The organism is Brevibacillus sp. MER 51, from assembly GCF_023714195.1.
GTDB lineage: Bacteria > Bacillota > Bacilli > Brevibacillales > Brevibacillaceae > Brevibacillus.
Map to the genome: position 1 here is coordinate 242,471 of NZ_JAMAUS010000001.1, position 26,071 is coordinate 268,541.

Consider the following 26,071-nt stretch of genomic DNA (forward strand, 5'->3'; position numbering starts at 1 on the left):
ATCTATTTAACCATCATTTAGCGTCACAAAAGATAGGGGAAGGTACCTATTTGAAAGGTGCTCCCCGTCTTTTACGATTGGGTCATAGGGGAAATGATCCCAATATCTTTCAGTATGGAGGACCAATAATGGATCAAAGTCCGACTTGTTTTGAACGCTCTGGCGATGAAGGAAAGGCGATGGATAACGGGTATCTGAAACAAATCTTCGACCACTTGCAGGACGGGATTATTCTCATGGATCAGGAACGAAAAATCATGGTAATGAACCCATCCGCAGAGAAAATGACCGGTTGGAAACGAGGAGAAAAGGTCCCGTTCTGCTCCTACTGCCAAAACAGAGAGTTGGAACCGGGAGAAGAACGATGTTATTTGCTCGCCAAACGGGAGGTTCCCTATTTTCTTTCTGCGATGCCTACCTATGAAGGACGGTACGTAGACATGGAGATGAGCACGGCTGTCATCTATGAAAATGGTGAACAAAACATGCAGGATGTCCTATTAGTTTTAAAAGATATGACGGTCAAGAAAAAAGAAGAGGAGGTCAGAATCTCCAAGCAGGTGCTGCAAAAAACGCTAGAAGCTCAAGAAAATGAACATAAGCGCCTGGCCCGTGAGCTGCACGACGGCGTAGGACAATCCTTGTATTCCGTTTCGGTAGGCATTCAAGCGATTCAAGCGCGCCTCAACGAGAAAGGACAATTCCGGGACTTCATGCAAGAGATCGTAAATGAGCTGGAAAAAGCGATACAAGACGTCAAGCTGTATTCTCTACAGCTGCGTCCGCATAGTCTCGATCAACTGGGCCTGATTCCTACGGTACGGCATCTGGTTTCCAGCTTGAACAAAGCACATCAGGATGTCTCCATTACCTTTTCCTACAGTAATGTCAGTGATCATTTTCAGCCAAACTTGGAAATCAATCTGTACCGTGTCATCCAGGAAAGCTTACATAATGCACTGAAGTACGCGAAGGCGACACTCATTGAGGTGATCTTGTATAAGGAGGACGACCTACTGACTTTGCTGATTCAGGACAACGGAATTGGATTTGTGCGCGATCAGGTTCAGGTTGGTCTGGGCCTCAAACATATGGAAGAACGAGTGGATCAAATGGAGGGGACTCTTCAGATTCAATCCGTGCTTCACGAAGGTACTTCGATCAAGGTAACGGTAGTAGGACAGGGAGGGGGAGTAGAGTGATACGGGTGCTTTTGGTTGATGATCACACGATGATTCGGAAGGGATTGCGTGTGCTTCTCGAAAGTTACTCTCAAATTAAAATTGTCGGAGAGAGTCAAACAGGCAATGATGCCATCCTGAAAACCAATGAGCTAAAACCCGATGTAGTGCTTATGGATTTGTCATTGCCGAATGGGCTGGATGGGTTTACCGCGAGCAATGAGATTCGCAAGTCGAATTCTTTCGCGAAAATCGTCATCTTGACCATGCATGACGAGGAGATTTTTGTCCAGAAGGCCATCACCATCGGAGCCCATGGATACATTTTAAAAAACAGCCATGGAGAGCTGCTGTATCAAGCCATTGTGGAGGTTTACAGAGGCAAGCGCTTTTACAAGACTTCTGTATCGCAAGAGATCATTAATCTATGGCTGAAATCGGATGCCAAAACGATACCTTCTGTTTTAACGCTACGTGAAAAGGAGCTAGTCAGACTCATTGTGCTTGGCTATACCAATAAGGAAATAGCAGATAAGCTGTTGATCAGTGTCAAAACTGTGGAGAACCACAAAACGAATATCATGCAGAAACTAGGACTGGATTCTAAGCATCAATTGATCCAATACGCCATAAAAAATAGATATCTTGATTTGGCATTTTAATTTGCATAGATCAAAAAGTAGGGGAATTCCCCTATATGGAAAAAAGGACAGGCGAATAAACTGAATAGAGAGACTACACCTCAAGAACCATCATCGTACACTTGGAAACCATATCGTCGTCGAAGGAGGAACTATGGCAAAACAAGTACACTATACGGTTGTCATCGTGGGAGCAGGCTCAGCCGGTATCTCTGTTGCTGCCCGTCTCGTCCGGGCTTCCAAAAGGCTCAAAGTACAAGTCGCCATCATCGATCCCGCATCCAAGCATTATTATCAGCCTTTGTGGACATTAGTCGGAGGTGGTGCTGCAAAAAAGGAGAAATCCGAGCGTGATCTCTCTGCACTGATTCCCGCAGGCGTCGACTGGATTTGCGATGCGGTCACCATGTTTCAACCAGAACAACATACGCTTCATACGAAACAGGGGGCCGTCTTTTCCTATGACTACCTCGTTGTTGCTGCCGGTCTGCAACTAGATTGGGAAGGGGTAAAGGGCTTGAAGGATGCCGTTGGGAAAAACGGTGTTTGCAGCAACTACTCATACCAAACGGTTGAAAGTACATGGGAAGCCATCCGGAGTTTTAAAGGCGGTACTGCCATTTTTACCCACCCGAATTCACCCGTAAAGTGTGGCGGGGCCCCTCAGAAAATCATGTATTTGGCCGATGACTACTTTCGCAAGCTACAAGTTCGCAATCAGTCACAGATCATTTTTGCATCGGCAAAGGGAAGTGTTTTTGACGTTCCTACGTATGCCAATACCCTCAACAACGTCATTCGTCGAAAGAACATCGAAACGAGATACAAGCATAACCTATTGGAAGTGCGGGCGGATACGAAAGAAGCTGTATTCGAGAATCTGGAAACCAAAGAGCAGGAAGTATGGAAGTATGACATGCTTCATGTGACCCCTCCCATGAAAGCGCCCGATTTCATTGCAAACAGCGCATTGGCAGACACAGGAGGTTGGGTGGATGTCGATCCATTTACACTTGTGCACAAAAGGTTTCCCACTATTTTCGGTATTGGCGATTGCACGAATCTTCCCACGTCCAAAACCGGAGCTGCGATTCGCAAACAGGCACCAGTCGTCGAAAAAAACCTGCTCGCGCTGATCAATGGGACTCCCTTGGCTGCCAAGTATGACGGTTATACATCCTGCCCACTCGTAACGGGGTACAACAAACTCGTGCTAGCCGAATTTGATTACAACCTGACACCGTGTGAAACCTTTCCTTTTGACCAATCCAAAGAGAGATTCAGTATGTACCTGATGAAAAGAGAACTGCTTCCCATCCTTTATTGGAATGGCATGCTTAAAGGATTGATGTAAATGTGGCTGCGCAGGTAGAGTATGGCGTGGCTGTCTTCCAAGAAGCAAAAGTGCGAGCCGAGCGTAAAAGCGAATCTGTTCCGTGGCGCTTCTCGAAGTTCTCGCGGAAAAATCAAACTTATAAGAGATGTTGTAAAGGGAGGAATGAGCCATGTTATTGCGTTACTTTTTTGATGAGAAATTGGCCCATGCATCTTATCTGGTTGGCTGCCAAAAAACCGGGGAGGCGATTGTGATCGATCCTGCCCGTAATCTGGCTCCTTATTTTCAAGTCGCCAAAGCAGAGGGAGTTACCATTGTAGCCGCCACGGAAACCCACATTCACGCTGATTTTGTATCTGGTGCCAGGGAATTGGGGGCAGTTCACCAAGCGAAGCTGTTTTTATCCAATGAGGGCGATGAAGACTGGAAATATCAATACTTGGAGGGTTTGAACCATCAGCTTGTCCACGATGGAGATCGTTTTTTTATCGGAAACTTGCTATTTGAAGTTATGCATACGCCTGGCCATACGCCTGAGAGCATCTCCTTCCTTTTGACTGACCTTGGAGGGAATGCAGATCGCCCCATCGGGATCTTCACGGGAGATTTCGTCTTTGTCGGCGATATCGGCAGACCGGATTTGCTCGAAAAAGCGGCGGGAATGAAGGGTACGTCCGAGTCAGGTGCACGAGACATGTTCCAGTCCCTCCAAAAATTCAAGCAACTGCCGGATTATATGCAGGTATGGCCAGCTCATGGGGCAGGAAGTGCTTGCGGGAAAGCACTGGGGGCCGTACCGTCTTCTACCGTCGGCTACGAAAAACTCTTTAACTGGGCGATGTCACACTCTAGTGAAGAGGAATTCGTTCAGGCACTCCTTGATGGACAACCAGAGCCGCCAACGTATTTTGCAGTGATGAAACGCGTGAATAAGGAAGGCCCTGCTTTACTCAAGGAACTCCCCGTTGTTCAAGAGTTCAACTCGCTTGAAGCGGTCAAGGAATCGGTGGAAAACGGACAGCTGATCGATACGCGTCCTTTTCAGAAATTTGCGAAGGGGCATCTGGCGGGAACTCTTCACATTCCTTTTAACAAGTCATTTGCCAACTGGGCGGGCTGGATTGTCGATTACAATCGCCCGGTTCACATTCTGGCCAACCCAGATGAGCTGGACGAGATTTTGCAAGCCCTGCATTCCGTAGGGATTGATCATGTCACAGGCTATATCGACTGCGGCAAGTTAATGGTAAGGGAAGCGTCTTTGCTCGAGACAATCGAGGAGGTAACACCGCTGGAGATTGCAGACCGCGTTGAAAAAGGAGAGGTTCACGTAGTAGATGTTCGTAATTTGGCTGAGTGGAAGGAAGGACACATTCCGGATGCACAGCACATCATGCTCGGTACACTCGCCGTGCAGCTGGATGAGATTCCTCGCGAAAAGCCACTTCTCGTACAGTGCCGTTCCGGTGCCCGATCCGCTATTGGCGCCAGCATTCTGAAAGCAAACGGATTCAAAGAAGTGATGAATTTGAGCGGCGGAATATTGAAATGGCAACGAGACGGCTTGGCAGTCGTAGAACTAGGATAAAACGAAGCGAGGAGTTGCAAGGGTGAGCCTATGACTATCGACCTCGTAATCACACTGTTTGTTATCGGTTTCGCGGGATCATTTATCTCTGGTCTCGTCGGGATCGGGGGCTCCATCATCAAGTATCCGATGCTTCTGTACATTCCGCCCGCCCTTGGATTCGTTGCTTACACAGCTCACCAAGTATCCGGAATAAGTGCCGTCCAAGTATTTTTTGCCACCCTGGCTGCTGTTTGGACTCTACGCAAAGATCAGCTTATCCATTACCAGCTCGTTGTGTACATGGGAAGTGCCATTATTGTAGGGAGCTTGCTTGGAGGATATGGAGGAAAATATCTTTCAGCAGATGCCGTCAATATCGTCTACGCCATTCTGGCCACCATTGCTGTAATCTTGATGTTCCTGCCAAAAAAGCGAATGGACGAACGTGAACAGACGACCGAGATGATCTTTCATAAGCCAACAGCTGTATTATCCGCTTTGATTGTCGGAGGTGCCTCTGGAATTGTAGGGGCAGCTGGCGCTTTTATTTTGGTTCCCATCATGTTGATCATCCTTAGGATACCGATAAGAGTTGCGATTGCTTCCTCTCTTGCCATCACCTTCCTTTCTTCCATTGGATCGACCATAGGAAAATGGATGGCAGGGGATATATTGTTTTGGCCATCCGTGATCATGGTATTCGCCAGCATCTTGGCAGCGCCGCTCGGTACAAAGGTCAGCAAACGTTTGGACACCCGGATTCTCCAAACCATTCTAGCCTTGTTGATCCTAGCCACGACAATTAAGATTTGGGCCGACATTCTTGCATTTCCATAAATAATAAAGAAAAATAAAAGAATGTTCTATGAAATTACATTTCATAGAACATTCTTATCGGGAGTGGTGGAGGGACTGGCCCGATGAAACCCGGCAACCTTCGTAATCTACGGTGACAAGGAGCAGTTTGCATAAAGCAACTGCTCTTTGTTGAAACTCGTTTCCCAATTGATGAAAGTATCCTAAAATAAAGAAGAAAGGAGGATACTTTCAAACTGAAATCGGCAGAAAATTATCAGACTATACTGAACTTGAAGCGATCAAGAACGCTTTTCACAATCGATATCAATCCGTGAAGAAACTCACGAACGAAGGGGTATCAAACATATGACAAACACCATACATTCAATAGAATTCATCAAGCGCCGTCAAAAACTCGCGGAAAAAATGCCTGACCACAGCGCACTTGTCCTCTTTTCAGGGGTTGTCAAGACACGCAGCAATGACGATAAATATCTGTTTTCACCAAACCGCAACTTCTATTATCTAACGGGCATTGCGCGCAGCAACCTCATTCTCATGATCACAAAACGCGCTGGCATCGTAAACGAAACGCTATTTCTTCAGCGCCCAAATGAGCTGGAAGCGAAATGGACAGGGGCGGTCTTATCCGATCAAGAGGCGAAGGAGCAATCTGGTATTGAACACTTCGACTATCTCGATGAGTGGCTGGAGTCATTTGGAGTCTTTGTGAGGCGCTGCGAAGGCAAGTCCTCACTCTATCTTGACTTGTATCGCTATCAGTGGAGCGACGAGCTGACCCCTGCAGACAATTTTGCCGAAGACGCGCAGAAGAAATACCGGACCCTTCAAATTCACGATGCGGGCCCATGGCTGAAAGAACTGCGTATGTTGAAGAGTTCGGCCGAAATCGAAGAGATCAGACGTGCGATTACGATCACGGATGAAGCAATCCGGCGCATGTGGTCGTATGCACGTCCTGGAATCATGGAATATGAACTAGAGGCGCACTATGATTTCACGTTGAAGTCGCACGGTGTTCGCGAGCTTCCTTATTTACCCATTATTGCTAGTGGCGTCAATGCTACTATCTTGCACTATGAAGCGAATAATCAGCGTGCGGAAGATGGTGACTTGGTCCTCCTAGACCTCGGTGCGGCATCGAATTACTATGCGGCTGATATTTCGCGAACGTTTCCCGTAAATGGTCGCTTTACTGAACGACAGAAAGCGATCTATCAACTCGTGCTCGAAGCAGAAATCAAGACCATCGAAGCAGTGAAGCCTGGTGTCACACTTTCAGAACTCAATGATGTTACGAAACAGGTCCTGACAGATGGTCTGCTACGTCTCGGTCTCATCCAAGACAGCAGTGAGCTCTCCAAATACTACTATCATTCCGTGTCACATCACCTTGGACTGGATACGCACGATTTCTCAGATTACAATGTTGGCTTGCAGCCTGGTATGGTGATCACGATTGAACCAGGTCTGTACATAGAGGAAGAAGCCATTGGGATTCGGATTGAAGATAATGTGTTGGTAACAGCAGAGGGCTGTGAGATACTCTCGTCACAGATCCCGAAGGAAATCGAGGAAGTGGAAATGTTGATTGGGAAAAAGGAATAGCGAAAGCTTAATGTAACCATAACAAGCTCTGTTATGGTTACTTGCATGTGAACATCTCCTTACAAAAACTAGTAAAACGATAAAGAAATGTCTAATACATCTTCCAAAAAAAACCATTTGATTGTAAAATAAAGTAAAACTAAAAGGGTGATCCAATATGGGGGGACTGCTAGGGACATTGCACCAGTCGCTGCGGTCAGAAATCGAACAACATCGGCGAGCGCGCGGTTATACATTAAGCAAACTAGGGGATTTAACTGGTATTAATCCAGGGACATTGAGCGAGATTCTAAATGGGAATCCACCTCGGGCTATCACAATAGGTCAATTAGATGCGCTCGCTTCGGTGTTTGGCTATGAGCCAGGCTGGATGTATGAACTATATCCCGATGAATGTTTATATGAAGGGAAAATTTCGCGTCCCCGATTGATACCTTATTTGATTCGAAGCGCTGAGAATGGGCGAAAGGATTGCATTGAAGCTGTTGCCTCCCAATTGTTGGAGAATCCCAAGAATATTTCCATCCTTTTTACTGTGGCAGAGCAATTATATGAGGAGGGAAAACTGGGAAAGGCGGTGCCATTCTATGAGTACGTAATTGAAAACGAGAAAGATAGCTACTCAACCCAGTTTGTGATGAGTCACTACCGATTATTTCAGGCAATTCTCGGGACAAATGCCGATGAAAATGAGAAGGCTGTTATTCGCTTTTCATTATATCGAAAGCGATTACCTGAAACGGATCAATTAGACGCTTTATTAAATTTGGCGAAGGTTTGTTTCACTTTGCAAAAATGGAGTGAAGCAGAAACTTACGCAGATGAGCTACGAGAGCTTTCCAAAATTATTTATCAAGATAAGCTGCAAAAACGCAGAAAAAATCGAGCGGCAGAGTTGATAAAAACAGAACGCCCACTCGTCTACTACTATGGAATGGGTTATTTATATAAAGGATTAGTCCTACAGATGCAAGGCGCTTATTCACAATCGAAAGAATATGTACAAGCATACGCCGATTTATATTGGTTTGAACTTCTGGACGATGAAGGGTTACGAATCGTTGAGCGGTTTGCTGTCTTTGCGAAAGCGAATTTTTACACACTGGAAGTATTAATGGGAAATGAAGATATCATTAAGGAATACACCGACTATCTGGCGGAGCAGCCTGATGAAATACTTCCGGGCCTCGTTACAATTATGGAAGCTGCTAATAAATATCATTTTTGTGTCGATGAGGTTTTATTACGCCTCTCTGAAGATATTGGTAGATTCCATGAGCGAACATTGTTGGTTAATATGGTTCAGCACCTCCAATATCGATATCAGAAAGCAATATATGATTTTACAAAGGGGCGCATTGAAAGTGGACTCAATGAAACCCTGCACTGTTTCGTACTATCGAATTTGATGAATCGACATTATGATGCTCTGCAATGCGTACAGTTGTTTGAAAAATATCGACATCTTGCTTCTCCATCACAGATTCTCCATTACCAAGCCATTGTAATTGGAGAGAAGAAGGCTGAAGCTACATTTATAAACGAGTTGTAGGACGCTGTAACAACAATTACTAAAAAAGATGATAAGTAGAGAGGATGAAAAAGAATGAAAAATGTATTCCTGGCCCTTCTTCTAACGTTTGGGTTTAGCAGTGGCATCGTTTACGAACCACAAAAGTCTGAGGCCCAACATGTAATTAACTATCAGCATGGTGCAGATTTTTAGAAACAGTTTATATAAGACACAAAAAAACATCCTTTCGATAGGATGTTTTTTTCTATTCAATTTTTTCTTAGTTGGTGAATTCTTGCATATTGATTTATAGTTATTAATGTCATAATTTGTAAATCATAGGAGGTGCTTAACATAAAAGGTATCGCAAGTTCATTAGAAAGGGACGTCTCTGTGCACCCAGGAACATCCCCGAAAAGCAAGGGCACGTTCTGGGGCGGGGGAATTGAAGTAAGTCGCCACCACTTGGATCTGGAAACAAGCATCGAACAACTACGACAGCAAATGATTGAATTGGCTGGAAAACATGGTCTAACAAGTGACGTAGTGTTGGGGGTAAGCCAGCAATTGGACAAGTATATAGTGATGGCGCAAAACAACCATAAAGTGGATAGCATTTGGTAGAGGATCCATGATCGGTCTATTAAAACTGATTGCAAAAGAGGAACCTTTAAGAAAAATGGGTTCTTTTTTACGTCATTTTTACCGGATGCTGACCGCTTCAGAGGAACCACCGAAGGATGAAAAATCCTGTGAGGTGGTTCTTTTTTTCTCTCGTCTCCCATGCCATCATTATAGACGGGGGCGATAAAGGATGTTCCAGGATTTCAAGCTTGTTGGTGACCGTCCAGTCGCGATACAAGTGAAAGAATACGTCAAACGTTTAATTATCAAAGGTGCGCTTCAGGCAGATCAAAAGCTGCCCTCCACACGAGAAATGAGCAGTCTGTTAAAAGTGAGCCGCAATTCGGTCATTGCTGCATACGAAGGCTTAGAGGATGACGGATTTACGTATGCGATTCCAGGAAAAGGCAGTTATGTTACCACGATGGTGGGCCATTTGACTTCGCATAACGAAGGAACTGACGGCTATGCCTCCTGGCAAATCGACTGGAAGGCACGAATGAACGAATATGCTGTATCTGCTGTAGAACTGGATATGATGAAGCAAGGCATACGCGGCAAAAAAGGAACCATTTCATTCACAAGCATCGCGCCGGATGAGCAGTTATTTGACTTGGGGGATGTAAGGCGGGCGTTTTTGGATCGGATGGCAGTCGAAGGGCAGGTCTTACTCAACTACGGCTATGCCAAGGGCTACAAGCCACTGATCGATTACTTGATGCGATATATGGAGAATAAGGGCGTCGATTTAAGCGGTAAGGATATGCTGATAACAAACGGGTTTACAGAAGGGTTTGACATCGTGTTGTCGGTACTTCGTCCTTCTGCGCGCCGTGGAGCAGCCATTTGTGAAAATCCGACCCATCATACAGCGATCAAGAATTTGAAGTTGCAAGGATTTGAGATTACTGGCATTCCGATGGAGAGTGATGGTATGGATGTGGAGCAGCTTGAGGCGGTGTTGCATAAGCAGACAAACAGCTTCGATTTGGCCTATTTGACTCCTTCCTATCACAATCCGACAGGCATAGTCATGTCGCCAGCGAAGCGCAGTGCGGTTATGAAATTACTGATGCATTATCAGATTCCGGTGATCGAGGATGGATTCAACGAGGAGTTGCGCTACTCGGGAGCGCATGTTGCGCCATTAATCGCGACAGCAGGGCAGGGGAATGGTGTCATCTATATTGGTAGCTTCTCCAAGGTACTGTTCCCTGGATTGCGAGTGGGCTGGGTGCTCGGAGACAAGGCATTGATCAACAATCTGGAAAGCATTAAGCGTGCACGCACCATTCACACTTCAACCATCGATCAATCGATACTCTATCAATATTTGCTAAATGGAAACTTTGATAAATATGTCAAAAAAGCCCGTATGGAATATAAGCGCAAATATGAACTGACAAAGGCGTGCTGTGAAGTATATCTCCCTGAGGCGCAGCTATCTGGGGACGGGGGCTTGCATTTGTTTCTTACCTTTCCGCAAGGCGTAAATACACGCCAACTGCTAGAAGCTTGCACAGAGCAAGGGGTCATTTTTACACCGGGGGACAAGTTTTTTATTCAAGAAGGAACAGGGACGAATACTTTGCGACTAGGTTTTTCACGAGTAACGGATGAAAATATCGAGCGGGGCATTCAGATAATCGGCAAACAGGTGCGCCGCATTCTGGAGAGATAACGATTACAAACTACACAACCATTTGGAAGAAAAATGAGGTGTCATCATGAAGATAGGCGTTATTATGGGTGGTATTTCTTCAGAGCGAGAAGTTTCGCTAAAGACTGGTCAAGAGATGATCAATCATTTGGATCGGAGTCGCTACGAGGCGGTTCCCATTGTCATTACTCAGCGCGCTGATTTAATCACGCAGGTACAGCAGGCTGGCATCGATTTCGCGCTGTTGGCACTGCATGGTCAATATGGTGAGGATGGCACAGTGCAGGGAGCACTGGAGACACTTGGTATTCCCTATACAGGAAGCGGTGTCCTGGCAAGCAGCCTATGCATGAATAAACAACTGTCCAAGATGCTGTTGAAGGCAGCGGGCATTCAAACGCCTGCAGGACTTTACTGGAAGGACGTTTATGATCCACAAGCGGTGAAGCAATTGGGTTACCCGGTGATTGTGAAGCCAAACTTGGGGGGATCCAGCATAGGTGTCCAGCTCGTGCAAAATGAGGGTGAGCTGCTGTCGGCTGTTCAGGAAGCTAGTCATTTGGATCAGGGGATCTTGATTGAGCCCTATTTGAAAGGGACGGAGTTAACCTGCGCGATTCTGGATGGCGAGGTACTACCGATAATCGGCATTCGCTCCGCACATTCAGAGTGGTTCGACTACCGAGCGAAATATGAGGATGGGGGCGCGGAGGAGAAGGTGATCGAGCTTCCTCCCGTTATCCAGCAGCGTGTGCGCGAGGCTGCGCTCGCAAGCTACCAACTGCTGCAGTGCAAAGTCTATGCAAGGGTCGATATGATTTTGTGTCAGGATATACCTTACGTATTAGAAGTGAACACCTTACCGGGGATGACCGCCAACAGCCTGTTTCCAAAGAGTGCAGGTGCAGCAGGTATGACCTTTACACATCTGTTAGACCGTATTATTGCCAGCTCGCTCCACGAACGGAAACGGGAATGGGGGAACACTGTAACAGGATAACATCTATAAGAGTGATCTAACGGAAGAGAAACCCTACATGTATGGGGTTTCTCTTTGTTTCATTGACTGGAGTAGTGAATGACTACGGAACATTTTACAATACGATCTCCGTTGTTTCGATAAATGTGAGGCCTGTCTGCTTTAAAAATAAGAGTATCCTCTGGCTCAACTACGTAAACTTGTTCATTGACGACAACCTCTAGCGTGCCTTCATTTACGAGAATAAACTCCTCAACGCCAGTAGTATGCGGTTCTGCTATACGCTCGCATCCTGGTTCAAGGGTTACTGAGAAGATCTCAAACTGCTGTTCGGGATTATATGGGACTAGTGGATACACACGATATTGACCGTTATCTTCAATAATGGGGTTTACTTCCTTCTTTTTTATGATCGTGACATTCGGCTTGTATTGACTAACGAGTGAAGAAAAGGACAAGCGCAACCCACTAGCTATTTTCCAAAGGGTAGTGATGGTTGGAGCAGACTTGCCTCTCTCAATTTGTCCGAGCATCGTTTTGCTAACCCCTGTTATTTCAGAAGTTTTATCCAAGCTCAAGTTTCTTTCTTTTCGGATACGCTTTATATTCTCACCAATATTTGTGTGAAACTCTTCCATAAATACCCTCCATTGAATTTGGACGTTATATTCCACGCATGTACGCTATATTCTTCAATCAAACTGTATATAGCTCGGACCAGACACTATATAGTCCAAAATATACGAAAAGAGGTGCTATGTCTATGGAGAACAAGATCTTTCAAGGATCACGGAAAATTCCGATGGAAATGTTGCTGCTGTGTTAACGAATAATCATTCAGGTCTGAGCTATGTAAGCACAGAACTCTATGAATAATTCCAACCGTCCGATCTTGTTTACAAAATCAGGTGTCAAGAACCACCGGGCTTTTTCATATTGCCTCTTGAATCTCAAGTGACATGAGGTTTTATAATTGGCTAAAGGGGGGTGTTATAACGTGCACGCAAAGGCGAGGAACAGATTAGACACCACACAAAATCAACAGAACGATCTAACAACAAAGGAAGTAAAGTTTTCCATAGGACAAGTGGCGAAAATGACAGGATCTTCTGTACCCACTGTTCGGTATTATGACGAGATTGGCCTGCTTTCACCTGCTGAGATAACTCCTGGAGGTCATCGTATGTATACAGCAGAGGAAATATGGCGGTTAAAACTGATCCTAACCCTGCGCTATTTAAACTTTGGAATTGATGATATTAAGAGAATGTTAGCTGGGGATATCCCTGTTGATATGGCGATAGAATGGCAAATCGAAGCTTTGGACATCCAAATGCGTACACTTGCCAGCATGAAGACTATTTTGGAACAAACAAAGCAGAATAAGGATGGCAATGATTCTTTGAGCTATATGCACGAGCTTATTGAATCGATTTCCACAAATGCATTGGAACGAGAAAAGTTTATTTTGGAAAAAATGTTTTCGTCCGTTTTTCCTGAACAATTTCCGGTTGAATGGCGAGAGATATTTTTACTAGGGGTTAACGTCTCTTCGTTGCTGGAAGGCAATCTTTCGGCGGCGCAAACGGCTGCATTAGATGAGTTGGAGGCAATGTTTAATGATCCACAGATTGTCCGGGAAATGAAGCAAAATGTTATGTCCTTCCTGGAAGTAGTTCACCTGCCTAAAATCAGTGTGGAGATGTGGACTGCCAGAATACTTAAAAACCATAAACAGCTGTTGAAAGCAGCAGAGCAACATGCAACTCCAGACAGCCCCGTCGTACAGGCGAATATTCAAGAGTATGTGTTGCTGTTTGCGGATGTTGACGAACTTCCTGTCTCGCAATCATTTTTCCGTCGATTTGCTGAATGGTTGCTTTCAAGCCAAACCGAAAATCTCGAGCGCTTTAGAAGAATTTGTATAATCCTGTACCCAGGTCTGCAATCGTATATGAAAACAAATGAATTATTCTACCAAGGAGTACAGTGGAAGCTTCAACAACTGGATAACGAGTAAAAGTACTCTTTGTTACAGCTTGCGAAGGAGGTGAAATCATCTGTCATCATCGGAAGTTCTTTCAAACAGAAAAGGGCGGGAGGTGGCATGCTGACACATGAAAAAAAACAACCGAAAAACGTACAATGTCTTTATAGGGGGATTTGTCACGCTATGTCTGTTCCTGGTGGTTGGTTGCAGCACGCAAACAATTGTTCCAGCCTGGCAACAGGAGAGTGCCAAACCAAAATCGGGCGGAACCATTACAGTAGCGTACCCTTATGAACCAGATACATTAGATGCTCACATGTCTGCTGGATCTGCTGGGGTCTATACCTGGTTGCTCGGTGGATCTCTGCTCTATAAGGATCCTGCATCAAACGAATACAAGCCCTCTCTAGCTAGTGACTTTAAAATTTCTGAGGATGGCAAAACGTGGACCTTCACCATTCGTTCCGGGATTACCTTTCACGATGGGACACCGCTGACCGCAAAAAGTTTTAAGGAAACCTTCGATCGTGCTCTTAATCCGCAGACAAAAGCAAAAACAGCTGCTGAGGTAATGGCTCCAATAAAAAGTGTGAAAGCGCCAGACGATCAGACCCTCGTTCTGGAACTACATGAACCCAATACTGCCTTCCTCGATTCGCTAGGGAATTATATTACACAGCCGTTATCATTGAAAGCGATTGAAAACGCTGGGGAGGATTATGGCAGGAGTCCTGTGGGAGTAGGGCCGTGGAAGTTTGAGAGTTGGAATACGGGCGAAGCTGTCACCTATATTAGAAATGAAGCTTTTCAGTGGGGAGAACCATATTATGAAAATCAAGGTCCTCCAAGAGCCGACAAGCTTGTCATAAAAGCGATTGCTGACAGCCAACTCAGATTGTCAGCGCTAGAGAGTGGTGCTATCGATGTAGCAACGGAAATACCTGTGAAAGACGCGATTTATTATCGGAATAATTCGAAATATCAAGTGATAGAACGCTTGCGTCCAGGACTAGGCTTATTGATGGAGATGAATTTGAAGAGACCACCGTTTGAAGATATTCAGGTGCGTAAAGCATTTCATATGCTCATCAATAAAGAAGCCATTGTCCAGGCTGTTACGAAGGGAGAAGGCGAAGTAGCCCATACGCCATTATCTCCATCGACGCTAGGGTATGACAAATCCTTAGAAAAGTACGGGTACGCGTATAATGTGAGCGAAGCCAAGAAATTGTTGGACGATGCTGGTTGGAAAGTAAATGGAAGTGGTGTGAGAGAAAAGGACGGAAAAACACTGAGTCTGAATTTACTCAGTACCGCAGATTTTGACAAAGAAGCCCAATTGCTCCAAGCCATGCTGGGAGAGGCTGGTATCAACATAAAGATACAGAATCTGGAAATAGCAGGGTACATGCAGGAAGTCATCAAAGGAAATTTTGATGTAACGTTGATATCGGGCGTCTATGATGATCCTGATATTTTATACTTTTATTTCCATTCTAGCGGTGCCTACAACCTGTCTGGTGTAAAAGACGACAAGCTGGACGCCCTCCTTTTGAAAGGGCGGACAACCTTACAGACTAATGCCAGAAAGCAAGTGTATATGGATGTACAAAAGCATCTCATTGAGCAAGCGTACGTTGTCCCTCTTTATTACGATAAGGCCTATACTGTCATAAATTCTCGAGTAAAAGGAGTAAAGTGGACATCTGTCATGCCGACATATAATGACAGCTGGGTCGAGAACTAACTACATGCCAACAAAGGAGAGAAGCGCATGCAACATAACGGATGGATTGATTCTTTTGAAAAATATGCCCAAAATTTGATAACCAAAAGTCAGGTTCCTGGTGTTTGTATGGGATTAGCAAAGGATGGTGAAATCTTCTATAGTAACGGATTTGGCTTCCGTGATGTGGAACGGCAGTTAGGAGTTACAATCGATACGGTTTTTGGTATCGGATCGATAACAAAATCCTTTACCTGTGTGGCAGTCATGCAATTACAAGAGGCGGGTAAGTTATCCGTACATGACCCTGTTGTCAAATACTTGCCGGAATTCCGTCTGAAAAATCTTGATGTGGGGCAAATCACGATTCATCATTTTATGACGAATACGAGTGGAATTCCCCCCTTGCCCACATTTTTAGCAAGTGTGATGCGAAGCTTGGAAGACAACGAGGTAGAAGACCTTCCATTGATGCAAAACCAGGCAGATGAAACGGTCCCAATCGATACGTACGAAGACCTGATGAGTGTAATCTCTACTTTAGATTTAGAGCTGCTAGGGCCACCAGGCACGGAGTTCAGTTATTCCAATGACTGCTTCGCCTTGCTGGGAGCGATCATTGAACGCGTCAGCGGGAAGTCGTATGAGGCTTATGTCAAGGAGCATATCATCGATCCAATCGGGATGGAGCACACGAGCTTTTTTCTGGAAGAGCTAAATGGCTATGAGAATATTACAAAGCTGTATATCATGCGAGACAGAGGCGATCACAAGGAAGTGCTCTCATCTCCGAACTGGTGGGATTCTCCCGCTTCTCGGGCGGCAGGATTTATAAAATCAACCGTGCGGGATATGTTGAAATATACCGACATGTTCTGCAAAGGTGGGCTTACCGCACGGGGCAATCGTATCCTGACCCCGGAAAGTGTACAACAAATGATAACCCCTTACTTTCCAACTGACTTGGTACCTGGTCAATTTTACGGATATGGCTTGGTCATAACAACTGACTACTATGGAAAAACATTAGTGGAGCATAGTGGTGGTATTAAAGGGGTTACGGCTCAGATGTGCTTTTTTCCCGAAACAGGACTAACCGGAGTGGCCCTGTCCAATCTAGAATTGTCGCCGGTTCTGGCGGTTATGGTGGGTGCGCTAAACAGTCTGGAAAACCGCCCTCCTGAATCCTCTCATCTGGTTAGCAAGATTGATTTCCTAACTGAGGAAGCAATGAATCAATTCGTGGGGGATTATCATTCTAGTGAGTTTGGGACATTGCCGGTCCGATTGGAAAATGGTCAGCTAATGCTCTCTTTTTTGGGAGAAAACTACGTAATGAAGCCGTTTTCTGAAGATCTCTTTGTAGTCCGGGCTTTTGGTACAGATTTCGCGGCACGGTTTATCAGAGCTGAAAAGAATAAGATTGTTCGAATGGCTTTTTCGGGGAGACAATTTACAAAATCGAGTGGGGGAAACGAAAAATGACACTGGGAGCCAACGTAAGTGATGCAAGATGCCGCCAGCTTGATGAGCTTTTTTCTGCGATTGCTGAACAAAATAATTGGAGCGGCAACATCTTGATTTTGGAAGAAGGAAAATCTTTTTATCAAAATTCCATAGGAATGGCCAATCTGGAAACGGCCGAGAGATTGTCACCGCATTCTGTATTTGAGCTTGCATCCGTTTCCAAGGCGTTTACAGCAATGGGCATCATGATCTTGCAAGAACAAGGGAAGCTCGACTATACAGATACAGTGAACAGCTTCTTCCCAGATTTCCCTTATGACGATATTACCGTAGAGAACCTACTTGTGCACACATCCGGTTTGCCAGATTACATGGATTTATTTGCAGAACATTGGGACAAATCGCAAATCGCGACGAATCAAGACATCCTCGAACAGCTAATCAAGCATCGACCCACCGTATTGTTTCCACCCAATGAAAAGTATGAGTATAGTAATACTGGCTATGCATTATTGGCTTCTATCGTAGAACACGTAGCTGGTACACGATTTGCCGATTTCTTGCAGCAACACATTTTTCAACCACTAGATATGCAGCACACGAAAGTGTACAACCGAAGACATTCTCCTGAGTTGATCCAGCATTACGCCTACGGTTACTTGTATTCTGCTTCATCTGAAGCACTAGTGTTACCGGATGAATCAAGTGAGCAGGATTTTGTCATTTATCTGGATGGCATTCAGGGAGACGGCGCGGTCAGTTCAACACTGAATGACTTGCGTAAGTGGGACAGAGCTCTCTACACAGAAAAGCTGGTCAAAAAAGCAACACTAGAGAGAGCGTTTTCCCCAGTGCAGCTTAGTGACAACAGTCTATCTCATTATGGGTATGGCTGGCGGCTACGTGAAGATCAGGTGACAGGAAAAGTCGTGCATCACGGCGGAAGCTGGCCGGGGTATAGAAGTTGGCTAAGACGTTACATTCAAAAAGATAAAACGATTATTTATCTCACAAACGTGGACCAGGAACGGGAGTGGACAGAAAAAGTAGTAGAGGCAGTCGAGAATATTTTATTCGAACAACCGTATGTCATGCCGTAACCATTGTTAGGTACATAAAAAAGAGGAGCCGCCATCTACGGTTCCTCTTTTTTTCGATTTACACAAGCATTTTTTTCACCAGTTGTGTCCGGTTGCTGACATCCATCTTTTCAAAAATGGATTTCAAATGCTTTTTTACCGTTACTTCGCTCAAATACAAGCGGGCAGCGATTTCGGCGTTCGTTAATCCCTCCAGAACAAGAGCGGCTACTTCCCTTTCTCGTACCGTCAGTATGCTCATGTTCTGCGAGGTAACCATGCCCTGTGAAGCTGGTAGAGCAGGAGATGGAACCGCTTCTTCTTCCAGACGCAAATCCGCATCCAATCCCGATCGTTTGAGCAACTTTTGCAAGTAAGCGGGGAGATGCTCGCCTTGCGTATCACGAAAAAATACGAGTGTGGGTGTTACTCCATCGTAGTTGGTGTGGGTGGCAAATTCAGCAATATCAAATCCCAAACTTTCATGGGCGGCTTTGAAAAAAGGAAATGGTGCAGGTGAACACAACAAAAACTCCCCAGTGAACATCAACCCATGCAGCAAATGGCCAATGGCAGTGTGTTGGGAAACATCCTCGTAATCGTCTTGATGAATCGTGTGAATGAACCAGCCTGCTCGTGCGTGTTCTGGCACGGAGAACCGTTCTAGGTCTTGTTTGGATAGCGCAGTGAAATAGGAACGGGAGCCGGAATGTTCCATCAGATAAGGAAGAGTTTTTTCATTGATGGGAACAACTGCGGCAAGTGCCGAGATCGCTCCGTTTTCATTGCGCAGAACGCGAAGTACGTCATACCCGAGAGAGAATAGTCGGTCATGATCAAGCCAATTCAATGGGTACAAGGTTTGCTCCGCTGTCAGGTGAAAACCAAAATGGCGGTTTGTATGAGGATCAAACAGTTTGATTGTTTTAGGGGAGGGACAGAGTCGCTGGTTGCGGATATACTCCAGCAGTTCTTCCCGATGACCAATGTGGATCGATTCGAATGGTTGGGGTAATGGATCGAACCAATTTAAAAAAGCGCGAATGAGTGCGTCACCTAAAAAGAAGGTTAGCTCCAATGCCTCTGGAGTGCGGACCGAATGGGCTGACTTGGTGAACTTCTCATAATAGTAGTGAACGGACCGCTTTTGCAAATCTGCAAAATGAAGCGGAGTGCGTGCCCGCATGTCCTGGGCGATTGCTTCTCTCATCAAGGAATGAATCGTCCAGCCGCTGTCCACTTTCCGTACAAACGAAAATCGGATCAATTGGAAAAACTCAGACGCCGTAATTTCCCTTTTCAATAAAAAAGACAGATTATCCTGATTGAAGTGACGCAATACGGCAGCAGCTTCGACGAGCGGACGCAAATGGTCGCCGGGAACTTCGCGCAGCCATTGACTTACGACAAACGGCAGCGTGTCCATTTCCTCATGAAAAGCACTGTTTCCTTCTTGATCTTTTGGTTGCAAGGTAAAGGACAGCAAAGAAAGGGTAAGGGGATGTCCTTTGGAGCGACGCCACATCTCTTGAATGATAGACGGTTCAAAAATGTGACAGTAATGCGCATACCGTTCGACAGCATCGTAAGGAAGATGGGACAAAGGGACTCTGCTGATGAAGTGTCGCCAACCTGGAGAGAGAAGCCAAGCTTCAGACAGCGGATGCCGCCCTGCGATCACGATCAGGATATTTGCGTTTAGTCGTTTGAAAAAATATTCGCGCAGCCAATGGTCCAAGCCGTCCAAGTTCTCGTAAATGTCGAGAAAGAGGACGAGTCTCTGATCAGCCGCTTTTTCATTCAGCTTCGAAACACATTCCTCCAACAATTGAGAAGGATGCTGCTCATCTCTCTTGTGATAAACGTGCAAGGCTTGCAAAATTTGCAGGCAAAAATCAGAGGGCGTGTGCCAAAATTGCTCGCTGTCCAGAGAGAGAGTAGCTGCTTGACGCAGATGAGCCTGCCGCCTGAGCTCGTCGAGCAGATAGCTTTTTCCTACGCCTGCGGTTCCAAATAGATTCATGATTTTTTTGGAGCGCCGCTCATCCGCAAGCAACTTCAAAAAATGAAGGACTTCTTCGGTTCGCCCTACCAGCAGACGACTTTCCAGCTCTTCAAGGCTATCTTGATAATTCATAGCATCACCTGCCCCATCACATGGTTTTACCTTTTTCTTCCTACGATTTTACTACGCTTCTTTTATACTGGGTACTCCTATTTATCGCACGGGTATCCTTTTGGATGTATCCTTTCGAGTAATATCGAGACCCGTATTCACGGTGTTAGGATGAAACAGGCGAGTCAATACGAAAGGATGGAGGGAACATGTCAAAGCTAAGCCGCTTGGGTCACATTTCCTTATATGCGCATGATGTTCGCAGATTGGCTTCTTTTTACGAAACCGCACTTGAACTGGCAGTGGTGAACCATAGCGACGAAACGGCATGTCTGGCGATTGATCCGCAATCGGGCAGGCGCGATTTGCTCATCCTGAACAATCCGCATCATCTGCATCTGGCATTTTGGGTAGATACGTTGGATCACTTCAAGGAAGTGTGGAAGAGGCTGACGGAACACGGTATTTTGGCACATGGTCCGTATGTGGAAGGCGAATTTGCACGTTTTTCTTTTCTTGATCCGGAAAGCAATCATGTGGAGATCATATGGGCACATCGATGGGAACCCGCCCATCCACAAAGAAGAAAAATAAGCTTTCGGGACTTAGAGGAATTCGGCGTTAGTCAAGAATGATCATCCGTGCAATGGCGACTGGCTCGCACAAACTATTTCATTCATAGTGATAAGGGAGAGGAATAAGGAATGTCAACTTCTACAAACACGTTCAATGCAGGGGGAAATACGCTCGGGATTACACCCATGGCTGTGAACCCAGCTTCCTTCCAAGCAGCGCCCCAAGTGGTTCAGGATCGAATGACGTATCACAAAGCGGTGCTGGAGTCATTCGGCGTTACGTCCCTGACCAGTCTAGGGTCTCTCAAGATCCGTGGGACAGTAGTACCTCAATCGGGACTAACGAAACCAAGCCCCACGCTCGTTAGTGGGAATACCATGATTCAGTCTGCGTATCAAATCGACACTGCCAAATCAACACCCACATTGCGAATGTTGAGCGGAAAAGCGGAACTGTTGCAAGCAATCCCGTTTCCTAAAAAAATGACGGCTACATTAGCTGTACCGTCTCCTGCTTCGGCCTTGAATATTTCGGTAGACACCGCCTATTGGGCCGCATCGGAAATTTATATCGAGGATGGAACGAATGTCATTTTGAAATATCCGCAGCGTTACTTGATCATCATCGCCGAAAAGTTGACGGTCGGACAGAATGTCACGTTTACATGGGAGCGTCCTTACCGCTATGTTCCAGCCAAACGACAAAAACCACTAACTCCGCCAGATGCACCAATGTCTTCGACGCTCTCAGGCATTCCGGGGACACCTGGAACATCTGGATTGCCCGGAGACCGTGGTTTCGACGGGGCTGCTGCTCCTGAACTTGAATTATGGGTACTTGATATGGCAGGACGTCCTCATTTTGACTTGAAAGGGCAAGATGGCACACAAGGCGGTCCTGGGCAAGACGGAGGAGATGGTGGGCGGGGAGGAAAAGGCAAGCCAGCCGAATTGGATTGGGCAGGTTTCTGCAAAGCCGGAGCAGGAGCAGGTGGAAACGGAGGACGCGGAGGTGCAGCAGGCTATGGCGGCCCGGGAGGCAATGGGGGCGCTGGTGGGCGGTTGAACTTGTATGCGCCACAAACCATCATCGAAAATTATTCAAAAGGCTTTGCGATCACGATTGAGGGGGGCAGCCCAGGTGCAGGCGGAATCCCCGGCAATCCTGGAGCAGGCGGACCAGGTGGAGCTGTGGGTGACAGCAAGAATGCAAAATTCGGTACGGCATGCGGTCCCGGTCCGAGAACGGCAGGTCAACCGGGAGCACAGGGTTCATTCGCAGATGCTGGGCGTGTCGGATATGCGGGCGGCATATTGTCTGATCCTGTCAGCTTTCGAGCCATTGACGCAGATGAATTCAGACGCAAGCTCTTGGAGCCGTCGATCAGCCATGTCTCTCCGCTCTATGCATTCGCTGGTGATACAGTGACGCTGGAAGGAAGTCGTTATACCAAAACCGATGTCGTACTGATCGATGGCATGGAAACGAAAACCCAGGTAGTAAGTGATACCATGCTCCATTTTGTCCTGCCTTTTGTGACAGGAGGCTCCCATACGCTCCAAGTTCGGCAATCAGATATGACTCTTTCTAGCAAGGCATCCGTCTTCGTGAATCCACGAGTCATTTCCGCCCAGCAGGAAAATCAAGTAAAAACACGGGTGAGACCTGGACAAAAAGTGATCGTGAACGGAAGCGGCTTTTCTGAAGGGACTCTCGTCTTGGTAAACAACCAAGAAATGCCCGATGTTCGGATGGTAAGCCCGACTCAAATAGAATTTACCTTGATACGACCAGCGGATGTGGAGAGCAATCCAGCAGGTGAGCAGGTGACTCTGGAGGTACGGCTTTCCGACGGCACACCTTCCAATGAAATTCCCTTGACCCTAGAAACCTTCCATATGCTCGTAATGGGCGATTCCGTGAGCTGGGGGCAAGGCTTGCAAGAGCATGAGAAGTTTTATTCCATCGTGGGTGCAGCCGTTCAGGCCAGAGAAGGAAATATCAAGCAATATACACAAGTACTCGCTCATTCCGGCGCCATCATTGGTGAGGGTAAGGATGACATAGTGGCCCCCGTAGACGGCGAGGTACCTAAATCATTTCCAACGATCCTGCAGCAATGTGCGTTCTTCAAAGGGGAGGCTGATCGGGTGGATCTGATTCTATTGGATGGGGGCATGAACGATGTGGATGTTCGGACAGTTCTGAATCCGTTCCATCCAGCCGACTTGGCGAAATTGCATTACGACTATTTTTATGGGAGTATGAAGGAATTGCTAGTCAAGGTGACAAATAAATTTACACAAGCAAAAGTCATCGTTACCGGTTATTATCCCCCTGTGTCTGAAAAGAGCGATATGACTGCAGTGGAAGCACTGTTGATCGGCGTAGGGGCCATTGTCGGGGGAGTCGGCGGCGGTGCAGCCGGAGGAATTCTTGGTGCGGCTGAGCTGGAAAAGGTCTATAAACGCTGTGCACAGCTAGAAGCAGAATCAAAGGTCTACCTGCGAAAAGCCATTGATGAGAGAAATGCAGAGCTCGGTCAACAGCGTATCTTTTTCGCTGATCCGAATTTTGGTCCGGAGCATGCGGCGCTGACCGATGATCCCTATGTATTCGGCATCAATTTGGATCTGACACCTCAAGACCTGATCGCAGCCGAGCGACTCGTCTCCTGCACAGAAGCTGGGTGCACAGGCTTGGATTTCGAGATTTGCAAACGTGCCTCCATCGGTCATCCTAATCAAAAGGGAGCCCAGGCGTACGCGAACGCAATTTTGCCTCTTCTGTAATCAAGCAAAGAAACATGGGATGATTGACACTGAAAAGCTGTTGGAGGAACTGATGTTCCCTAACAGCTTTTTCATGGTACAATGTAAATATAAGTAAAACTGAATGCTATCGGAAGGATGATGGGCATGAGCGAGTCTAATCAGGAGTATATCGTAATCTCGGGTGCGAGGGAAAACAATCTCAAGAACGTCTCCTTACGTATTCCCAAGCGGAAGATTACGATCTTCACCGGTGTATCTGGGTCCGGCAAGTCGTCGATCGTCTTCGATACGATCGCCGCAGAATCCACACGATTGCTGAATGAAAACTTCAGCATGTTCGTTCGCAATTTCCTGCCGCGCTATCCGCAGCCGGATACGGACGCGATCGAGAACCTGAGCATGGCAGTTATCGTGGACCAGAAGCGGTTGGGCGGCGGTTCCCATTCCACGATGGGCACGATTACCGATATTTCTCCCATTCTCCGTCTTCTCTTCTCACGAGTAGGTAAGCCCTATGTTGGACAAGCGCACATGTTCTCTTTTAACGATCCACAAGGTATGTGTCCCGAATGCAACGGGATCGGTCGCAAATTAGGCGTCGACCTCAGCAAGGCAGTAGACATGTCCAAGTCGTTGAATGAAGGGGCAATCATGCTGCCGGACTATAAAGTGGACAGCTGGGATTGGACGATCATCGTGCAGTCGGGTTCGTTCGATCCAGACAAGAAGCTGAGCGATTATTCGGAAGTGGAACTGGAGCAACTGCTCTATGGCAAGGCGAGAAAAGTGAAGATGGATTTCGCAGGGAAGGCAACGAATATTACAGTGGAAGGCGTTATTGAGAAGTTCACCAACAAATACATTAAGCAGGATGTAAAGACGAAGTCTGAGCGTACACAAAAAGCTGTTGCGCCATTCATCTCTGAGGGTCCCTGCCCAAGCTGCCTCGGAGCAAGACTCAGTCAAGCCGCGCTAAACTGCAAAATCAACGGACTTAATATTGCGGAGATGTCCTCCATGGAGGTCGGTCAGCTTATCCGCGTCATTCAAGAGATTGACGATTCAGTTGCTGCACCGATGGTCAAATCGCTGACGGAGCGGTTGCAGCATCTAGTCGATATCGGACTGGACTACTTGACGCTGGACCGTGAGACGGATACATTGTCCGGCGGCGAGTCACAGCGCGTCAAGATGGTGAAGCACCTGAGCGGCAGTCTGGTGGATGTCACTTACATTTTCGATGAGCCCAGTGTTGGCCTGCACCCGCGTGATGTGCATAGACTAAACGAATTGCTTCAGAAGCTGCGCGACAAGGGCAATACCGTCATTGTCGTCGAGCATGATCCCGATGTGATCAAGGTGGCAGATCATATCGTCGACGTCGGTCCTCACGCCGGCAGCCACGGCGGTACCATCGTGTATGAAGGAAACTTCCAAGGCCTGCTAGAGTCAGGGACTCTGACTGGTACCCATATGAATCGGCCGCTCCAACTGAAGCAAGATTCCAGGAAAGCGACTGGCAAGCTGACCATCGAAAACGCCACACTACACAATCTGCAAAATGTAAATGTTGATATTCCAACAGGAGTGCTGACGGTCGTTACCGGTGTCGCGGGTTCCGGCAAGAGTACGCTGATTAACGAAGTATTCCTCGCCAAGCATCCAGATGCGATCGTCATTGACCAATCGGCGGTAGGCGTGTCAACGCGCTCGAATCCCGCGACCTACACAGGGATTATGGATGATGTGCGAAAGGCGTTTGCTTCCGCGAACAAGGTCAACCAAGGCTTGTTCAGCTTCAACTCCAAAGGTGCTTGCGAGAACTGCCAAGGACTGGGTGTTGTGTATACAGACCTTGCATTCCTTGAAAGCGTAAAGCTGCCGTGCGAAGTATGTGGAGGTAGACGGTTCAAGGAAGAGGTGCTCGCGTACAAGCTGAACGGCAAGTCAATTGCAGAAGTACTGGAGATGACCGTCGAACAGGCATTGGAATTTTTTGAGCTAAAAGAGGTTGTGCGCAAGCTCCAGGCGATGAGTGATGTAGGGTTGAACTATATTACACTCGGCCAGCCGCTCAGCACGCTCTCGGGCGGGGAATGCCAGCGCATCAAGCTGGCAAGCGAGCTGCACAAGAAGGGCAGCATCTATGTGATGGACGAGCCGACCACTGGGCTGCATATGTCCGATATCGGTCACCTTCTGGAGATCATGAACCGCCTCGTGGATGCAGGCAATACGGTAATCGTCATCGAACACAACCTCGATGTGATCAGCCAAGCGGATTGGATTATCGATATGGGGCCGGACGGAGGCAGCAACGGCGGTCAGGTGGTCTTCGAGGGCACACCTCCGCAGATCATCCATGCGGAACAATCGATCACGGGAAGATACTTGAAGTAATGTAACATAACG

At 46.7% G+C, this 26,071-nt stretch carries 19 protein-coding genes and 1 riboswitch; of the genes, 17 read left to right on the forward strand and 2 right to left on the reverse strand.

The window, feature by feature from the left end; translation table 11 throughout:
- Positions 1 to 128 precede the first annotated feature (128 nt).
- The 10 genes from M3630_RS00925 to M3630_RS00970 all read left to right on the forward strand — a co-directional run bounded on the left by M3630_RS00925 (position 129) and on the right by M3630_RS00970 (position 11,952).
- The gene (locus M3630_RS00925) at positions 129 to 1,202 is read left to right on the forward strand and encodes a PAS domain-containing sensor histidine kinase (protein ID WP_237900981.1); all 1,074 of its coding nucleotides are present in this window, start codon (positions 129 to 131) and stop codon (positions 1,200 to 1,202) included.
- Complete coding sequence (locus M3630_RS00930) at positions 1,199 to 1,843, forward strand: response regulator (RefSeq protein WP_251250900.1); 645 nt, start codon at positions 1,199 to 1,201, stop codon at positions 1,841 to 1,843. The genes M3630_RS00925 and M3630_RS00930 overlap by 4 nt, the downstream gene beginning before the upstream one ends.
- A 133-nt stretch (positions 1,844 to 1,976) precedes the next feature.
- Positions 1,977 to 3,176: an FAD/NAD(P)-binding oxidoreductase gene (locus M3630_RS00935; RefSeq protein WP_251250901.1), complete on the forward strand. Its 1,200-nt coding sequence runs from the start codon at positions 1,977 to 1,979 to the stop codon at positions 3,174 to 3,176.
- A gap of 151 nt (positions 3,177 to 3,327) precedes the next feature.
- A complete protein-coding gene (locus M3630_RS00940) occupies positions 3,328 to 4,746 on the forward strand; it encodes an MBL fold metallo-hydrolase (protein ID WP_251250902.1) in 1,419 nt (472 codons plus the stop codon).
- A gap of 30 nt (positions 4,747 to 4,776) precedes the next feature.
- On the forward strand, positions 4,777 to 5,565 hold the full coding sequence (locus M3630_RS00945; RefSeq protein ID WP_237900986.1) for a sulfite exporter TauE/SafE family protein: 789 nt from the start codon (positions 4,777 to 4,779) through the stop codon (positions 5,563 to 5,565).
- 51 nt (positions 5,566 to 5,616) lie between these two features.
- Positions 5,617 to 5,743, forward strand: a riboswitch (SAM riboswitch).
- Positions 5,744 to 5,892: 149 nt separating this feature from the next.
- Positions 5,893 to 7,155: an aminopeptidase P N-terminal domain-containing protein gene (locus M3630_RS00950; RefSeq protein ID WP_251250903.1), complete on the forward strand. Its 1,263-nt coding sequence runs from the start codon at positions 5,893 to 5,895 to the stop codon at positions 7,153 to 7,155.
- A 157-nt stretch (positions 7,156 to 7,312) separates the two neighbouring features.
- Complete coding sequence (locus M3630_RS00955) at positions 7,313 to 8,707, forward strand: helix-turn-helix domain-containing protein (RefSeq protein ID WP_251250904.1); 1,395 nt, start codon at positions 7,313 to 7,315, stop codon at positions 8,705 to 8,707.
- Between the two features lie 354 nt (positions 8,708 to 9,061).
- The gene (locus tag M3630_RS00960; RefSeq protein ID WP_251250905.1) at positions 9,062 to 9,292 is read left to right on the forward strand and encodes an aspartyl-phosphate phosphatase Spo0E family protein; all 231 of its coding nucleotides are present in this window, start codon (positions 9,062 to 9,064) and stop codon (positions 9,290 to 9,292) included.
- A 190-nt stretch (positions 9,293 to 9,482) separates the two neighbouring features.
- Entirely contained in the window at positions 9,483 to 10,973 is a 1,491-nt protein-coding gene (locus M3630_RS00965) for an aminotransferase-like domain-containing protein (RefSeq protein ID WP_251250906.1), read from the forward strand.
- Between the two features lie 46 nt (positions 10,974 to 11,019).
- On the forward strand, positions 11,020 to 11,952 hold the full coding sequence (locus tag M3630_RS00970) for a D-alanine--D-alanine ligase (protein ID WP_251250907.1): 933 nt from the start codon (positions 11,020 to 11,022) through the stop codon (positions 11,950 to 11,952).
- 59 nt (positions 11,953 to 12,011) lie between these two features.
- Here the strand turns inward: M3630_RS00970 and M3630_RS00975 are convergent, their stop codons facing one another.
- Entirely contained in the window at positions 12,012 to 12,569 is a 558-nt protein-coding gene (locus tag M3630_RS00975; RefSeq protein ID WP_251250908.1) for a helix-turn-helix domain-containing protein, read from the reverse strand.
- Positions 12,570 to 12,928: 359 nt separating this feature from the next.
- Here M3630_RS00975 and M3630_RS00980 point away from each other — a divergent pair, with 359 nt between their 5' ends.
- The 4 genes from M3630_RS00980 (at position 12,929) to M3630_RS00995 (ending at position 18,214) form a co-directional block, all read left to right on the forward strand.
- Positions 12,929 to 13,951, forward strand: a complete 1,023-nt coding sequence (locus tag M3630_RS00980) for a MerR family transcriptional regulator (RefSeq protein WP_251250909.1) — start codon at positions 12,929 to 12,931, stop codon at positions 13,949 to 13,951.
- A gap of 97 nt (positions 13,952 to 14,048) precedes the next feature.
- Entirely contained in the window at positions 14,049 to 15,668 is a 1,620-nt protein-coding gene (locus M3630_RS00985) for an ABC transporter substrate-binding protein (protein ID WP_251250910.1), read from the forward strand.
- A 27-nt stretch (positions 15,669 to 15,695) separates the two neighbouring features.
- Positions 15,696 to 17,132 (forward strand): serine hydrolase domain-containing protein, encoded by a 1,437-nt coding sequence (locus M3630_RS00990; protein WP_251250911.1) that lies wholly within the window; start codon positions 15,696 to 15,698, stop codon positions 17,130 to 17,132.
- A complete protein-coding gene (locus M3630_RS00995) occupies positions 17,129 to 18,214 on the forward strand; it encodes a serine hydrolase domain-containing protein (RefSeq protein WP_251250912.1) in 1,086 nt (361 codons plus the stop codon). The genes M3630_RS00990 and M3630_RS00995 overlap by 4 nt, the downstream gene beginning before the upstream one ends.
- Positions 18,215 to 18,272: 58 nt before the next feature.
- Here M3630_RS00995 and M3630_RS01000 read toward each other — a convergent pair whose 3' ends face one another.
- Complete coding sequence (locus tag M3630_RS01000; protein WP_251250913.1) at positions 18,273 to 20,330, reverse strand: helix-turn-helix transcriptional regulator; 2,058 nt, start codon at positions 20,328 to 20,330, stop codon at positions 18,273 to 18,275.
- A gap of 188 nt (positions 20,331 to 20,518) precedes the next feature.
- Between M3630_RS01000 and M3630_RS01005 the strand changes: the two genes are divergently transcribed.
- From M3630_RS01005 to M3630_RS01015, 3 genes are all read left to right on the forward strand, one after another.
- A complete protein-coding gene (locus tag M3630_RS01005; protein ID WP_251250914.1) occupies positions 20,519 to 20,944 on the forward strand; it encodes a VOC family protein in 426 nt (141 codons plus the stop codon).
- A 69-nt stretch (positions 20,945 to 21,013) separates the two neighbouring features.
- Positions 21,014 to 23,677, forward strand: coding sequence for an IPT/TIG domain-containing protein (locus M3630_RS01010; protein WP_251250915.1), 2,664 nt, complete (start codon positions 21,014 to 21,016; stop codon positions 23,675 to 23,677).
- A gap of 126 nt (positions 23,678 to 23,803) precedes the next feature.
- The gene (locus tag M3630_RS01015) at positions 23,804 to 26,059 is read left to right on the forward strand and encodes an ATP-binding cassette domain-containing protein (protein WP_251250916.1); all 2,256 of its coding nucleotides are present in this window, start codon (positions 23,804 to 23,806) and stop codon (positions 26,057 to 26,059) included.
- The last annotated feature ends 12 nt before the right edge of the window (positions 26,060 to 26,071 follow it).

Coding starts and splice junctions, on each gene's coding strand:
- M3630_RS00975 (WP_251250908.1), bottom strand. CDS start 12,569: ATGGAAGAGTTTCACACAAATATTGGTGAGAATATAAAGCGTATCCGA.
- M3630_RS00965 (WP_251250906.1), top strand. CDS start 9,483: ATGTTCCAGGATTTCAAGCTTGTTGGTGACCGTCCAGTCGCGATACAA.
- M3630_RS00925 (WP_237900981.1), top strand. CDS start 129: ATGGATCAAAGTCCGACTTGTTTTGAACGCTCTGGCGATGAAGGAAAG.
- M3630_RS01010 (WP_251250915.1), top strand. CDS start 21,014: ATGTCAACTTCTACAAACACGTTCAATGCAGGGGGAAATACGCTCGGG.
- M3630_RS00955 (WP_251250904.1), top strand. CDS start 7,313: ATGGGGGGACTGCTAGGGACATTGCACCAGTCGCTGCGGTCAGAAATC.
- M3630_RS00985 (WP_251250910.1), top strand. CDS start 14,049: ATGAAAAAAAACAACCGAAAAACGTACAATGTCTTTATAGGGGGATTT.
- M3630_RS00990 (WP_251250911.1), top strand. CDS start 15,696: ATGCAACATAACGGATGGATTGATTCTTTTGAAAAATATGCCCAAAAT.
- M3630_RS00995 (WP_251250912.1), top strand. CDS start 17,129: ATGACACTGGGAGCCAACGTAAGTGATGCAAGATGCCGCCAGCTTGAT.
- M3630_RS00940 (WP_251250902.1), top strand. CDS start 3,328: ATGTTATTGCGTTACTTTTTTGATGAGAAATTGGCCCATGCATCTTAT.
- M3630_RS01015 (WP_251250916.1), top strand. CDS start 23,804: ATGAGCGAGTCTAATCAGGAGTATATCGTAATCTCGGGTGCGAGGGAA.
- M3630_RS00935 (WP_251250901.1), top strand. CDS start 1,977: ATGGCAAAACAAGTACACTATACGGTTGTCATCGTGGGAGCAGGCTCA.
- M3630_RS00945 (WP_237900986.1), top strand. CDS start 4,777: ATGACTATCGACCTCGTAATCACACTGTTTGTTATCGGTTTCGCGGGA.
- M3630_RS00970 (WP_251250907.1), top strand. CDS start 11,020: ATGAAGATAGGCGTTATTATGGGTGGTATTTCTTCAGAGCGAGAAGTT.
- M3630_RS00950 (WP_251250903.1), top strand. CDS start 5,893: ATGACAAACACCATACATTCAATAGAATTCATCAAGCGCCGTCAAAAA.
- M3630_RS01005 (WP_251250914.1), top strand. CDS start 20,519: ATGTCAAAGCTAAGCCGCTTGGGTCACATTTCCTTATATGCGCATGAT.
- M3630_RS01000 (WP_251250913.1), bottom strand. CDS start 20,330: ATGAATTATCAAGATAGCCTTGAAGAGCTGGAAAGTCGTCTGCTGGTA.